A 12329-nucleotide genomic window follows, 5' to 3' on the forward strand; every position below is an offset into this window, starting at 1 on the left:
GAGGCCCGAAGGTCCCCCTCTTTCCCCCGTAGGGCGTATGCGGTATTAGCAGTCGTTTCCAACTGTTATCCCCCTCGACTGGGCAGATCCCTAGGCATTACTCACCCGTCCGCCGCTCGCCACCTCAGGAGTAAACTCCCTTGTGCTGCCGCTCGACTTGCATGTGTTAGGCCTGCCGCCAGCGTTCAATCTGAGCCATGATCAAACTCTTCAATTAAAAGTTTTTTTGTTTAACTCGCGTTAAACGACTCAATGAATTCTACTGTTTTGATCCGCTTTGCTCACTAAGAAGCATCGCGTTTCAATTCATACATTACTGTATGTACATATTGCTATGAACACTCATTCATTGATTTAATTCTTTGATTACTCGCCAAACGGCAGAGTAATTTCGATTAACTCAACACCTGTGAGTGTCCACACAGATTTGCTTGATAAATTGTTAAAGAGCATTGACCATCGCATTATCACAAGTGATTTCAGCGGGTCAGGGCTGCGTATTTTACGCATTCCCGTTTTTGCGTCAAGTAGTTTTTAAACTTTCTTTTCGCTCATCAAGGACTGAATCACTTGATGAACTGGCACTTGAAACTGCGTATCGCTGTCTGCCGTGTCAGTGGATGCGCATTATAGGCAGCGGAACTTTTTGTGCAAGCGCTTTTTTAGCCCCTAAAGACTGTACGCCGACATTTTAAGCATTATGTTTATTTTTTATCTATTTTGGCTTGGTTATTCAATTTTGATGTAAGTTTTTATCTGATAAATGATAATTCGCGCTCAATTTTTCGGCAGCAGTCTAGTGTAAAAGTAAATAATTCATTACCATATGACTTGCTGTTAACAGTTATTTATCATTTTCTATTTCATTCAGAGAGCATTTATATGCAAAAGTCATTTCTTATTGTTTTGGTTATTGCCATTCTTGGCGCAATTGCGCTATCTCAATTTGCAACAACATTACCCGCTTACATCGCCTTTGTTGCTGGCGTGATTATTACTACGCTTATCTTTAAATTTGTCCCTGATTTAGGTACCACTCAAGCTGCTGATGAACAATATGTCGGCCCGACAATGACACTCTATGTAGGTAACTTGCCTTATCGTGTGCATGAGGGAGAAGTGAAAGTCTTGTTTGGTGAATTCGGCCCAGTCAATTCAGTCCGTTTAGTTCGAGATCGTAAAACAGGCCGCCGTAAAGGCTTCGGTTTTGTTGAAATGTCCGAAGCAGGTGCTCAAAAAGCAATGGTTAAGCTAAATGACTTTAACTTCCAAGAAAGAACCTTAAAGGTTAGAGAAGCTAAGACTCAAGATTCGGAAGCCGCCGACCGTACAGGTACTGATGAATAATCTGCGTTAGCTTATCCGTTCTGGTTGATTGTGGTGATTCGCTCTAGGGCCGAAAAGCCACAATCGACTAACATAGTCATCAATCCCTCACTGATTTCCGCTTTAGTATAAAACGCCTGCATAACCGAATCTTGATGCGCGTCTTTTAGACCTTGCTGTTCGCTCTTAGTAGCTAACAGTGTTTTGACTCGTTTAGCTATTGCCTCACCTGAATCAAGCAGAGTCACACCTTGACCCAATACCTGCTGCAATTCATCACGCATCATTGGGAAATGAGTGCATCCAAGTACCAATACATCTAACTCCGCCTCGACAATCGGCGACAATATCTGCGTTAATCGCACCATATCCAGCTGACCAGTGGCAATCTTCTGCTCGGCCATCAGCACTAATTCCGAACATCCGAACAGCTCTACATGGCAGTCATCGGCAAATTGGCTAATGAGTTCGTGAGTATAGTGGCGCTTTACCGTACCTGGGGTAGCAAGCAACCCTATACGCTTACTTTTAGATAACTGCGCCGCAGGTTTAATGGCGGGGACAACACCGACAACAGGAACAGTTAAAGTGGCACGCAGCGCAGGCAGCACAACCGTACTCGCGGTATTGCAAGCAACGACAACAATAGCTGCATGGGTACGCTCGACGACTTGGTCGATTAGCGCGACACAACCCGAGACAAGTTCCTGCTCCTCCAATTCGCCATAGGGCAATCTGGCATTATCGAATAAATAGCAGTAATCATGGTGAGGAAGCAGTTTACGAATTTCTGCTAATACGGATAGACCGCCGATGCCAGAATCGAATACTAATATTGGTTGCGACAAGCCCATCTCCAGTTAATTCTTCGCCCCATGCGCGGGCGGATTTTCCCACAGCTTTGCTCAAACCGCAAAACCAAGATGCTGGACATTCGTGTCACCTAGTATAAAATTTGCGCCCCAATTTACAGCCACGGTGAATCAACAATGAATTTAGCAGCAATGGATCCCACGACCTATGATGCGCAACTTACTGCAAAGCGTATCAAGCTAGAGCAGGCCTTTGCCCAATTTGAGACGCCGAGTGTTGAAGTGTTTGCCTCTGAGCCTGCCAACTACCGTATGCGCGCCGAGTTTCGCGTATGGCATGAGGGCGACGATTTATACTATTACATGTTTGATAAAGTATTGAACGACAAAGTACGTTGTGATCAATACTTACCTGCGAGTGCGTTAATCAATCAAATGATGGCGGCACTGATCGCCGAGTTAAAACCTAACCACAGCCTACGCCACAAACTCTTCCAGGTTGATTTTTTATCAACGCTCAGTGGTGAGATTCTAGTATCACTGCTGTATCACAGACAGCTTGATGACCAATGGCGCAGCGAAGCCACCGCGCTCAAAGCCAGATTGAGCAGCCAATTTAAGGTCAATATCATTGGCCGTGCGCGCAAACAGAAAATCGATTTAGATAAAGACTTTGTAGTTGAGTCACTGCAAGTGAATGACAAAGTTTTCCATTACAAACAAATCGAAAACAGTTTTACCCAGCCAAATGCCAAGGTGGCAATCAAGATGCTGGAATGGGCTATCGACGTAACTCAACACAGCCAAGGCGATTTGCTGGAGCTTTACTGTGGTAATGGCAACTTCTCTATCGCGCTGGCACAAAACTTTAATCGCGTGCTCGCGACCGAGTTAGCTAAACCTTCGGTGGATGCAGCCCAGTACAATATCGAAGTCAACAATATCAATAATCTGCAGATTATTCGTATGTCGGCGGAAGAATTTAGCGATGCGATGGCGAAAAAGCGCAGCTTTAGACGCTTAGAAGGCATCGATCTGGATAGCTATGTGTGCAACACCATTTTTGTCGACCCACCACGAGCAGGTATTGACCCAGCCACGTTGGACTTAGTGCAAGGTTATGAGCGGATCCTGTATATCTCGTGCAATCCCGACACCTTAAAAGACAATTTGCAGCAATTAAATCAGACTCACAAGGTGACTCGTTTTGCGCTATTCGATCAGTTCCCTTATACCGACCATATGGAAACAGGTGTACTGTTAGAGCGTCGTTAGGCGACTCTATATACCTAAAAACAAAGGAGCCTGTGGCTCCTTTGTTTTTAGTCAAACCGTACCCAACTAACGATGTTCTACTTTATGTTGTAATGCTTCAGCGCCCTTGGCGACCATGCGCAGCTGCATTACTAATTGATCGGCAAGCACTTTACGATCGGCGCGCTTCATATCCAGTGCCGACGCTCCGGCGTTAAACACTAAGGTCACTAGCGCTTCTGCCTGCGCTCTGGCTAGCATAGGTGTACGGCCCGCCGTCGCTTCGGTGTAATGGGCCAATTCAGAAATAAAATGTTCAATCTCGCGAGCCACCGCAGCGCGGAATGCCGCCGAGGTACCTGAACGCTCATGCAGTAAAATTCTGAAAACGTTTGGATTAGAATCAAGAACTTCCATAAAGGTATCCACTGATATACGGATCACGCTACCACCCGCTTCAGCACGTTGACGCCCCTTGCGCATCATTTGCCTTAGGGTAAGCCCGCCCTCGTCGACCATAGTCAACCCGAGTTCATTCATATCCTTAAAATGACGATAAAAGGATGTGGGCGCAATGTTGGCTTCCCTCGCCACTTCTCGCAAACTTAAGCTAGAGAAGCTCCGCTCAGCACTGAGCTGGTTAAACGCCGCATCGACTAGAGCCCGCCGAGTTTTCTCTTTTTGCTGTGCACGAATACCCATTCTTGAATCCGCTAACTGAATGTAATGACGCGATAATACCGCTTTTGCGATTGAAACACAGCCCTATCCACCTTGACCAAACAAGATTGCTGGGCTAAATTAGCTTACAGTTGTACGCTCAAATGCGGATATTGGAAACTATAATGAATAAACCCCCTATCATCTGGCTTAATGTCACCCTATTTAGCCTAACCTTTCTCAGTGCGGTAATCCTCGTTCCTTGGTATGGCCTAGCCCACGGTTACGGTGCCAGCGAATGGATTGCTTTTGTGGTGTTAGCCTTTGCCAGTGGCCTGTCGATCACTGCGGGTTACCATAGACTCTGGTCACATAAAGCCTATAAGGCACATCCTGTAATACGTTTCATCTACGCACTTGGTGGTGCATTAGCATTACAAAACAGCGCGTTACATTGGGCATCCGATCATCGAGTGCATCATAAGCATGTCGATGACAATGACAAAGATCCTTACTCCGCCAACATGGGTTTCTGGTACAGCCATATCGGTTGGATGCTGCGCGAATACCAAGCCCAGCGTTACCATGACTACCAAAACGTGCGTGATTTACAGAACGACCGTATCGTGATGTGGCAACACAAGCACTATCTTGCACTTGTGCTACTTATGAATATTGGTCTGCCTGCTTTATTAGGCTGGTTCACTGGCAATATCGCGGGTATGTTACTGATGGCGGGACTTCTGCGCTTAGTGGTCGTGCATCACTGCACCTTCTTCATTAACTCCCTCGCCCACGTTTGGGGTAGCCAACCTTATACCGATAAAAATACGGCTCGCGATAATGGTTTTCTGGCTGTACTGACCTACGGTGAGGGTTACCATAATTTCCACCATATCTTCGAAAACGATTATCGTAACGGGATTAAATGGTGGCATTACGATCCGACTAAGTGGTTGATTAAGGCGTTATCTTGGGTGGGTTTAGCCAAAGACTTACGCACGAGTCCGCAGGAGCGAATCGAGAGTGCCCGCTTACAAATGCAACTGCTGCATGCTAAAAGCAAAGTGCTCAATTTGCCAAATGCCGATGAAATTATTGAAAAAATTCAACAAGAGTATGAGTTGATGAAACAACACTTACTCGAATATTATCAAGCCCAAAAGGCACTGTTAGAGGCCAAACGTAAGCAACTGGTCGATCAGCAATTATTGCAGCAAGTCGAAGAGCTAAAAACCCGACTCCTGAATCAGCAAAAAAGCTGGAAGAGCCTGACTGCAACTTATAGCTAGGCCACAATTATCGGTAAAAATCATACGGCCGCCTTGCATGGTGGCCGTATCCTATTATTATGATGCCTCATTCACTTTTTACAGGATGTTAGGCTCATGTCGAATTGTGCAGTATCTCCAACCGATAGCATTAAACTCACCGAATATAGTCATGGTGCTGGTTGCGGCTGTAAAATTTCGCCGAAGGTACTAACGACCATTTTAGCCTCCCAGCTCCCCGTATTTACCGATCCTAATCTGCTGGTCGGCAATCAGAGTCGCGATGATGCGGCCGTGTATAAGCTCAATGATGAAATTGGCATTATCAGTACCACTGATTTTTTTATGCCCATTGTTGATGACCCCTTTACCTTTGGCCGCATTGCTGCCACCAATGCGATTAGTGATATTTACGCCATGGGCGGCACGCCGATGATGGCGATTGCTATTTTAGGCTGGCCAATCAACAAATTGCCTGCCAAAATCGCGCAACAAGTGGTTGATGGCGGTCGTCAAGCCTGTATGGAAGCAGGCATTATGCTGGCTGGCGGTCATAGCATCGATGCACCTGAACCTATCTTTGGCCTTGCGGTCACAGGGCAAATCGCCCTTACGGATTTAAAACAAAACGACACTGCTAAAACTGGCGATCGTTTGTATCTCACAAAACCTATTGGCATTGGCATTCTTACCACGGCACAAAAGCAGAAGAAGCTAAAAGACGAAGATAGCCACATTGCGGTGAATGCCATGTGCCAACTCAATAGCGTAGGCGCTAAGATCGCTAAGATCAAAGGCGTAAACGCCCTGACAGATGTCACTGGCTTTGGTCTTGCAGGCCATCTGCTCGAAATGTGCCAAGGCGCTAAACTCACCGCCAAATTAACACTCGATGCAGTGCCGCTCTTACCTCGCGCCCTCGACTATCTTGCGCAAGGTTGTGTTCCCGGCGGAACCCACCGTAACTACGACAGTTATGGCGAACACTTACCCACTCTAACCGATTATCAGAAAGCCATTTTGTGTGACCCACAAACCAGTGGCGGCTTGTTAGTGGCGGTATCGAATGAGGCCGAAGCAGAACTGGTGGCACTGCTTAATGCCCATCAAATTGAGCCTATCTGCATTGGTTCGTTAGAAACGCCCACCTCCACCGCCAACGTGGTGCTGTGTTAATGACAACAACGATAATCCAGGCCCAGCAATACCACGATATCTTCGTCGCTGGGCAGCCATTAATCGACTTAAGAGCGCCAATCGAGTTTGACCGCGGCGCGTTTCCTTCCTCGGTAAATCTGCCGTTAATGGTTGATAAAGAAAGGGAAAAGGTCGGCACTTGCTACAAAGAGCAAGGACAGCAAGCCGCGATTACCTTAGGCCATTCACTCGTACATGGCGCAGTAAAACAACAAAGAATTGATGCTTGGTTACACTTTTTATCGGCCCACCCCGAAGCTTATCTTTACTGCTTTCGTGGTGGCCTGCGTTCACAATTAACTCAGCAATGGCTTAAAGAAGCGGGCGTTGTCGTACCTTATGTACAGGGTGGCTACAAAGGCATGCGCCAATATTTAATTGGTGTGATTGATGCCGTTCCTAGCCAACAACGCTTGTTAAGCCTAAGTGGTATGACGGGCTGCGGTAAAACGGATTTTTTAAGACAGCGCAAAGAGGCAGTGGATCTTGAGGGTATCGCCAATCACAGAGGATCGAGTTTTGGTAAAAACATCGACCCACAACCAACGCAAATAAACTTTGAAAATCAGCTCGCGATTGCACTACTCCGCCACCAACAGGGCAATCATTCCTGCTTACTACTTGAGGATGAAAGCTTTCTGATTGGCCGCTCAGCACTGCCGCAAAGCTTTTATAGCGCCATGCAGGCAGCCGATATTGTAGTACTCGAAGAAGATGATGACATTAGGCTAAGTCGCTTACTCGATGAATATGTTCATAAAATGCATCACGGTTTTGTTGAACGCTTAGGTATTGAGGCAGGCTTTGATGTCTTTAGCCAATATCTTTTGCAGAGTCTTACCAGTATTCGCAAACGTCTTGGTGGTAAGCAATATCAAGAGCTGCAAGACATCATGCAACAAGCTCTGACGCAGCAACTCAATCAAAACCAAACCTCACAGCATTTAACTTGGATAAGCCTGCTACTGCAAAAGTATTACGACCCTATGTATGAATACCAATTAGCAAAAAAAGCACATCGAGTGCTTTTTAGGGGAAATCACCAAGACATGCATCAGTGGCTGGATAACTTATCACAAAATAATCTTGGCTAAGCGAGTACAGCTCAACATGCTAAAACAAGAAAACCGTGTGCTAACGCCACGGTTTTCTTACTTACATCTACGCGTTAAGACTTATTAAGCAAATTCAAGACACTATCCCTGAGCGAGTGCCGATCAGCATTTTGCCCATCCACCACATCCGTTAAGCTTACCGATACTTTGGACCAGAAGCGTTTCGGCATTGTGGTCAATGCATGGCCATCTTTATGACTAAAGTAAGAGCCCCACAGGCCATTGAGCGCCATAGGGATTACGGGCACGGGATCGCGGGCCAAGATTTTATCGATACCAGGACGAAACTCGCCGAGTTCACCATCGGGGGTTAAACGACCTTCGGGGAAGATACACACCAACTCGCCATTCGCTAACGCCTCATGAATTGATTCAAAGGCTTGATTGTAAGTGGTCTCACTCTGGCGCGGCGAACAAATCGGAATCACTCCTGCATGGCGGAACAGATATTTCAGCACCGGAATTTCACTGATCGATTTATCCATCACAAAACGAATCGGCCGGGTCGACGCGCCCATAATGATCAACGCATCCACATAGCTCACATGGTTACAGACGATAATCCCTGCACCTTCCTTAGGGATCTTTTCTCGCCCAGTCACAGTCACCCGATACATCACATGGCTGAGTAAGTAACTGATAAATCGTTGTGTAAACTCAGGCACCTGCGAATAAACATAAAGCGCAACCACAAAGTTCATCACCGCCAACAGTAAGAATAACTGTGGAATACTCCAGCCAGCCACACCGAGTAACAGCATAGACAACAACGCTGACGCCACCATAAAGAGCGAGTTCATAATGTTATTCGCGGCAATCGCTTGCGCACATTCTCCCTTCGCAGAACGCGCTTGAATAAAGGCGTACAGAGGCACGATAAACAGACCACCGCTGACCCCAATCATAAAGAAGTCCAACATCACTCGATAATGCTTCTGCTCGGCAATAAAGCTTTGTAAGCCATAAACAAAACTAGCATCCGCAGGTGCAGGCGGAATCGCCCACAGCAAGTCCACACCAAACACGGTTAACCCGAGCACCCCAAAGGGCAACAAACCTAACTCCACATGGCCAAAGGAAAAACGCTCACAGACAAAGGAGCCCACCGCAATCCCGATTGAAAACATCCCCAGCAACAGCGACACCACAGTCGCGCCAGAGTGCAAATGCAGCTTGGCAAAGTTAGGGAATTGGGTCAGATATGTCGCCCCCAAAAACCAGAACCAGCTAATGGCGAGGATGGCCATCCAAATAGAAGGCGTTTGGCGTGCCTTCTTAATGGTGCGCCAAGTGCCTGATAATGGACGAAATTGGATTTTCTGTACAGTGCCCTGCGGCGGTAAAGCAGGGATCGCACGGCTAGACAAATACCCCGCCAAGGCAAGGGCTGCGACCGTGATGGCCGACCACAAAGTGGCGTTGTTTTCAGACACTAAAATCCCGGCACTCAAGGTACCGATCAAGATAGACAAAAACGTCCCCATCTCAACCCAGGCATTGCCCGTCACTAACTCATCCTCTTTTAAGGCTTGAGGCAAGAGGGAATATTTGACAGGTCCAAAATAGGCTGACTGGCTACCGGTTAAAAACAGCAGTAATAACATCATCATGTAATTCTCACTCACAATAGCGAGTGCGGCGCTGAACATAATGATGACTTCGAGCAGTTTTAAGCGACGGATAAGTTTGGCTTTATCCATATTGTCGGCCACGACGCCGGCATGGGCAGAAAACAGGAAAAACGGCAGGATAAAGACCCCTGCAGCCAAATTAACAAACATGTCGACGCTAATGGGTAAATCATTGACTTGGCTGAAGGTGACGAGCAACAACAACACATTTTTATAGATATTGTCGTTAAGTGCACCCAGACATTGGGTTGCGAAATACGGTAAAAAACGTTTTGTTAGCAGCATGATTTTTCCCTCTGATAACCCATTCCCTGTAAATACCCTGTCACATGACTCTCTAGTAAAGCGGGTAAAGATGCCGTATCGGCAAACAATTTATTATCCAGTGATAAGGCGGTGAGTCCGTGGATGCCGCCCCAAAGCACTCGGCTCATTTGAAGTTGCTGCTCAGCAGTCTTATTGGGGAACAATAGGGCTAACTCACGCTCAATTAAACTGAATAAACCCGCAATAAGTTGGCCTTGGGATTCGGGCAAAGGTTCGGAGTCGAGTAGCTGCAGTTCAAATACCAACTTAAAACATTGGCGCTGTGCATGGGCAAACTCAGCGTATTTTTGCGCCATGTTGATGATTTTATTGCGACTATTATCTGCATTTACCTCGGAGAGCTCATGCATCAGCGCCTGCAGCGTTGCCTCAGAAACGGCTAACAAAAGGTAGTTATAGCTACCAAAGATATTAATTAAGGTACTCGGCACATAGCCAATCTGGCTAGCAATCTTGCGTAAACTCAGTTCTTGTGTCCCTTGCTGTTGCAGCAGTGCCATTGCCGCTTCTACTGCCATAGTACGAATTTCATCATGACTATGTTCTTTGCGTCTCGCCATAGGTCTCACTCCCTGTTGAATGGTGTGAGATTAACAGCCTGAAAAATAAAAAACAACGTTCAAAATAAGTTTATTTTGCGTACAGCATGAAGTAAAAGGCATAAAAATGAGGAAAGAAAGTCTAACTCTGGGCAATCGCTCGATGCGAACCTTGGAGGGAATTTAACTTTTAACGCATAAAAAATGACGCCCTCAATTGAGGGCACCATTTCGAGATTGAACTTTTACCTAGCGGCAGTGATAACTCATCACGACTCTGTCGGCCCCAGCGCCAAAATAGTCCGCTTCGAAGGCAGTATCGACAAACCCTAAACGCTGATATAAACCATGGGCAGGATTATGGGGATCGACAGTTAAATCCACCCGCTTAACCAGAGGTGGTATTTGGCTTAAACATTGTTGTATTAATTGTTTACCAATGCCTCGTCCGCGGGCTTGCTCACTCACCGCCACGGACAGGATCCACATACAGGTAGGGTCGCCACTTTGAGCGCAGAGCACATAACCTAACAGCTTACCGCCATCATCTATGGCAACAAGAAAATGCTCAGGCCAACAATCAAACCCTTGGCGGAAGAAAAAATCGGGATAACAATGATCGCCAAAGATAGCCTGTTCAAGTTGAAAAACGTCGGCTAACTCTGACTTTAATACTGGACGAATCGACTGCATGTAAACCTATTCACCAATTAAAATTTTATCCCACTCTAAATTGGGCGCACCAACAACAATAAAGTTAGGATTTTCAAGCGTCTCACGCTCGTTATAAGTCAAAGGTTGCAGCTCGGTATCCATGAGCTGACCACCCGCTTCCTCAATAATGATCTGCGCGGCGCCGGTATCCCATTCACCTGTCGGCCCGACTCGCACATAACAATCGGCGCGTCCTTCGGCGACCAGACAACTCTTCAAGGCCGCACCGCCCATGACCACCAGTTCACAATGCTTAGGATGATTGAAGAGGGTCAACACGGATTGAGGATCCTGACGACGACTCACCGCTAACCTTAGGGAAACTTGCTCACGGTGCTGAATTTGCCGACTACTGATACGCACTTCTTGCTTATCGGTGCGTTTATAGGCACCTAATCCCGCGATGGCGTAGTAACACACCTGCGTCATCGGTACATAGACCACGCCCATTACTGGACGATTGTGCTCCACCAACGCAATGATCACCGAAAAATCACCACTACCGGCAATAAACTCTCCCGTGCCATCGAGAGGGTCGACTAACCAATAACGTTTCCAGCCTTCACGCTCACTCAGGGGAATATCGGCAGCCTCTTCGGACAAGATAGGAATCTCAGGCGTCAACGCGGCTAAGCGTTCACAGATGAGCTTATTCGCCGCTAAGTCCGCCGAGGTGACAGGGGTATTATCAGACTTAGTCTCTCGCTCAAAATTACCCTTAAGGTAAATCTCACGAATAGTGCGACCCGCATCCGTTGCTATCGCAATCACCTCGTCGATTAACTCTTCTGGCTTCATAACCACTCCAATCGCTAACATCGCGAATGATCCACAAGCACTCAATTGCTGAATGCTATAACAAAAAAGATTATTTAAGTTGTAAATGTTTCTGCGCTAAAAACAATGCGCTCACACTACGGGATTCCGAAAAATCGCTATTTTCGAGTAACGCTTCCCACTCGGCCAACGCCCAAGGCACCACATCTATGGGTTCTGGCTCATCGCCTTCGAGGCGGCTTTCATATAAATCTTCTGCTATGAAAATTTGCATCTTGCTAGAGAAATAACCCGGCGCAAGGCTAAGTTCTTTCAATAGGGTCAGCTTACGGGCCCCAAAACCGATTTCTTCCTGCAATTCTCGATTGGCCGCTTCGATAGCTTGCTCACCAGGGTCTATTAATCCCTTAGGAAAACCTAGCTCGTAATTGTCAGTACCAGCGGCATATTCACGGGCTAACAGCATGTTACCTTGATGAATGGGTACAACCATCACAGCGCCACGGCTTCCGCCCTTCATCCGCTCATACTGGCGCTCGACACCGTTAGAGAATTTAAGATGGACTTGTTCAATTTGAAACAAACGGCTCTTAGCGACAACTTCAGTATGCAAGATTTCCGGCTTGTGGTGCCGCTGTGACATAACTGCCCCTGGATAAAAATAGCAACAAACTAACTAGGATAAGTGACAATCTTACTATCCTGT

At 46.7% G+C, this 12329-nt stretch carries 12 protein-coding genes and 1 rRNA gene; 5 read left to right on the forward strand and 8 right to left on the reverse strand.

Translation table 11 applies throughout. From position 1 onward, the window contains the following. Positions 1–217, reverse strand: a 16S ribosomal RNA gene (locus AEA42_RS09350); the annotation flags it as partial. 665 nt (positions 218–882) lie between these two features. Here AEA42_RS09350 and AEA42_RS09355 point away from each other — a divergent pair. Next, positions 883–1347: an RNA-binding protein gene (locus AEA42_RS09355; protein WP_037430549.1), complete on the forward strand. Its 465-nt coding sequence runs from the start codon at positions 883–885 to the stop codon at positions 1345–1347. An 11-nt stretch (positions 1348–1358) separates the two neighbouring features. On the opposite strand, the gene murI is transcribed toward AEA42_RS09355, so the two are convergent. Further along, positions 1359–2174: a glutamate racemase gene (gene murI, locus AEA42_RS09360; RefSeq protein ID WP_037430551.1), complete on the reverse strand. Its 816-nt coding sequence runs from the start codon at positions 2172–2174 to the stop codon at positions 1359–1361. Between the two features lie 141 nt (positions 2175–2315). Between murI and trmA the strand changes: the two genes are divergently transcribed. Continuing rightward, positions 2316–3413 (forward strand): tRNA (uridine(54)-C5)-methyltransferase TrmA, encoded by a 1098-nt coding sequence (gene trmA / locus AEA42_RS09365; RefSeq protein ID WP_037430545.1) that lies wholly within the window; start codon positions 2316–2318, stop codon positions 3411–3413. 66 nt (positions 3414–3479) lie between these two features. Here trmA and fabR read toward each other — a convergent pair whose 3' ends face one another. Further along, positions 3480–4094, reverse strand: a complete 615-nt coding sequence (fabR, locus tag AEA42_RS09370) for an HTH-type transcriptional repressor FabR (protein ID WP_011070594.1) — start codon at positions 4092–4094, stop codon at positions 3480–3482. Positions 4095–4237: 143 nt separating this feature from the next. Here fabR and AEA42_RS09375 point away from each other — a divergent pair, with 143 nt between their 5' ends. The 3 genes from AEA42_RS09375 to mnmH all read left to right on the forward strand — a co-directional run bounded on the left by AEA42_RS09375 (position 4238) and on the right by mnmH (position 7614). Then, entirely contained in the window at positions 4238–5344 is a 1107-nt protein-coding gene (locus AEA42_RS09375) for a fatty acid desaturase (protein WP_037416479.1), read from the forward strand. Between the two features lie 96 nt (positions 5345–5440). Then, positions 5441–6499: a selenide, water dikinase SelD gene (selD, locus tag AEA42_RS09380; RefSeq protein WP_055647575.1), complete on the forward strand. Its 1059-nt coding sequence runs from the start codon at positions 5441–5443 to the stop codon at positions 6497–6499. Then, the gene (gene mnmH / locus AEA42_RS09385) at positions 6499–7614 is read left to right on the forward strand and encodes a tRNA 2-selenouridine(34) synthase MnmH (protein WP_055647576.1); all 1116 of its coding nucleotides are present in this window, start codon (positions 6499–6501) and stop codon (positions 7612–7614) included. Before selD ends, mnmH begins: the two co-directional genes overlap by 1 nt. A 74-nt stretch (positions 7615–7688) precedes the next feature. On the opposite strand, the gene AEA42_RS09390 is transcribed toward mnmH, so the two are convergent. From AEA42_RS09390 to nudE, 5 genes are all read right to left on the reverse strand, one after another. Then, positions 7689–9551 carry an MFS transporter gene (locus AEA42_RS09390; protein WP_055647577.1) on the reverse strand — a complete coding sequence of 621 codons (1863 nt, stop codon included), beginning with the start codon at positions 9549–9551 and terminating at the stop codon, positions 7689–7691. Then, entirely contained in the window at positions 9542–10153 is a 612-nt protein-coding gene (locus tag AEA42_RS09395; protein ID WP_055647578.1) for a TetR/AcrR family transcriptional regulator, read from the reverse strand. The genes AEA42_RS09390 and AEA42_RS09395 overlap by 10 nt, the downstream gene beginning before the upstream one ends. 228 nt (positions 10154–10381) lie before the next feature. Then, positions 10382–10825, reverse strand: coding sequence for an N-acetyltransferase (locus tag AEA42_RS09400; protein ID WP_055647579.1), 444 nt, complete (start codon positions 10823–10825; stop codon positions 10382–10384). A 6-nt stretch (positions 10826–10831) separates the two neighbouring features. Beyond that, positions 10832–11644 carry a 3'(2'),5'-bisphosphate nucleotidase CysQ gene (gene cysQ, locus AEA42_RS09405; protein ID WP_055647611.1) on the reverse strand — a complete coding sequence of 271 codons (813 nt, stop codon included), beginning with the start codon at positions 11642–11644 and terminating at the stop codon, positions 10832–10834. A gap of 70 nt (positions 11645–11714) precedes the next feature. Then, positions 11715–12266: an ADP compounds hydrolase NudE gene (gene nudE, locus AEA42_RS09410; protein ID WP_037430523.1), complete on the reverse strand. Its 552-nt coding sequence runs from the start codon at positions 12264–12266 to the stop codon at positions 11715–11717. Between the last annotated feature and the right edge of the window lie 63 nt (positions 12267–12329).

It is taken from the genome of Shewanella sp. Sh95, from assembly GCF_001308045.1.
GTDB lineage: Bacteria > Pseudomonadota > Gammaproteobacteria > Enterobacterales > Shewanellaceae > Shewanella > Shewanella xiamenensis.

What these genes read in the sequence shown, in the direction of transcription:
- AEA42_RS09390 (WP_055647577.1), bottom strand. Translation starts at nt 9,551, where the DNA reads ATGCTGCTAACAAAACGTTTTTTACCGTATTTCGCAACCCAATGTCTG.
- AEA42_RS09400 (WP_055647579.1), bottom strand. Translation starts at nt 10,825, where the DNA reads ATGCAGTCGATTCGTCCAGTATTAAAGTCAGAGTTAGCCGACGTTTTT.
- trmA (WP_037430545.1), top strand. Translation starts at nt 2,316, where the DNA reads ATGAATTTAGCAGCAATGGATCCCACGACCTATGATGCGCAACTTACT.
- AEA42_RS09395 (WP_055647578.1), bottom strand. Translation starts at nt 10,153, where the DNA reads ATGGCGAGACGCAAAGAACATAGTCATGATGAAATTCGTACTATGGCA.
- cysQ (WP_055647611.1), bottom strand. Translation starts at nt 11,644, where the DNA reads ATGAAGCCAGAAGAGTTAATCGACGAGGTGATTGCGATAGCAACGGAT.
- fabR (WP_011070594.1), bottom strand. Translation starts at nt 4,094, where the DNA reads ATGGGTATTCGTGCACAGCAAAAAGAGAAAACTCGGCGGGCTCTAGTC.
- selD (WP_055647575.1), top strand. Translation starts at nt 5,441, where the DNA reads ATGTCGAATTGTGCAGTATCTCCAACCGATAGCATTAAACTCACCGAA.
- mnmH (WP_055647576.1), top strand. Translation starts at nt 6,499, where the DNA reads ATGACAACAACGATAATCCAGGCCCAGCAATACCACGATATCTTCGTC.
- AEA42_RS09375 (WP_037416479.1), top strand. Translation starts at nt 4,238, where the DNA reads ATGAATAAACCCCCTATCATCTGGCTTAATGTCACCCTATTTAGCCTA.
- AEA42_RS09355 (WP_037430549.1), top strand. Translation starts at nt 883, where the DNA reads ATGCAAAAGTCATTTCTTATTGTTTTGGTTATTGCCATTCTTGGCGCA.
- nudE (WP_037430523.1), bottom strand. Translation starts at nt 12,266, where the DNA reads ATGTCACAGCGGCACCACAAGCCGGAAATCTTGCATACTGAAGTTGTC.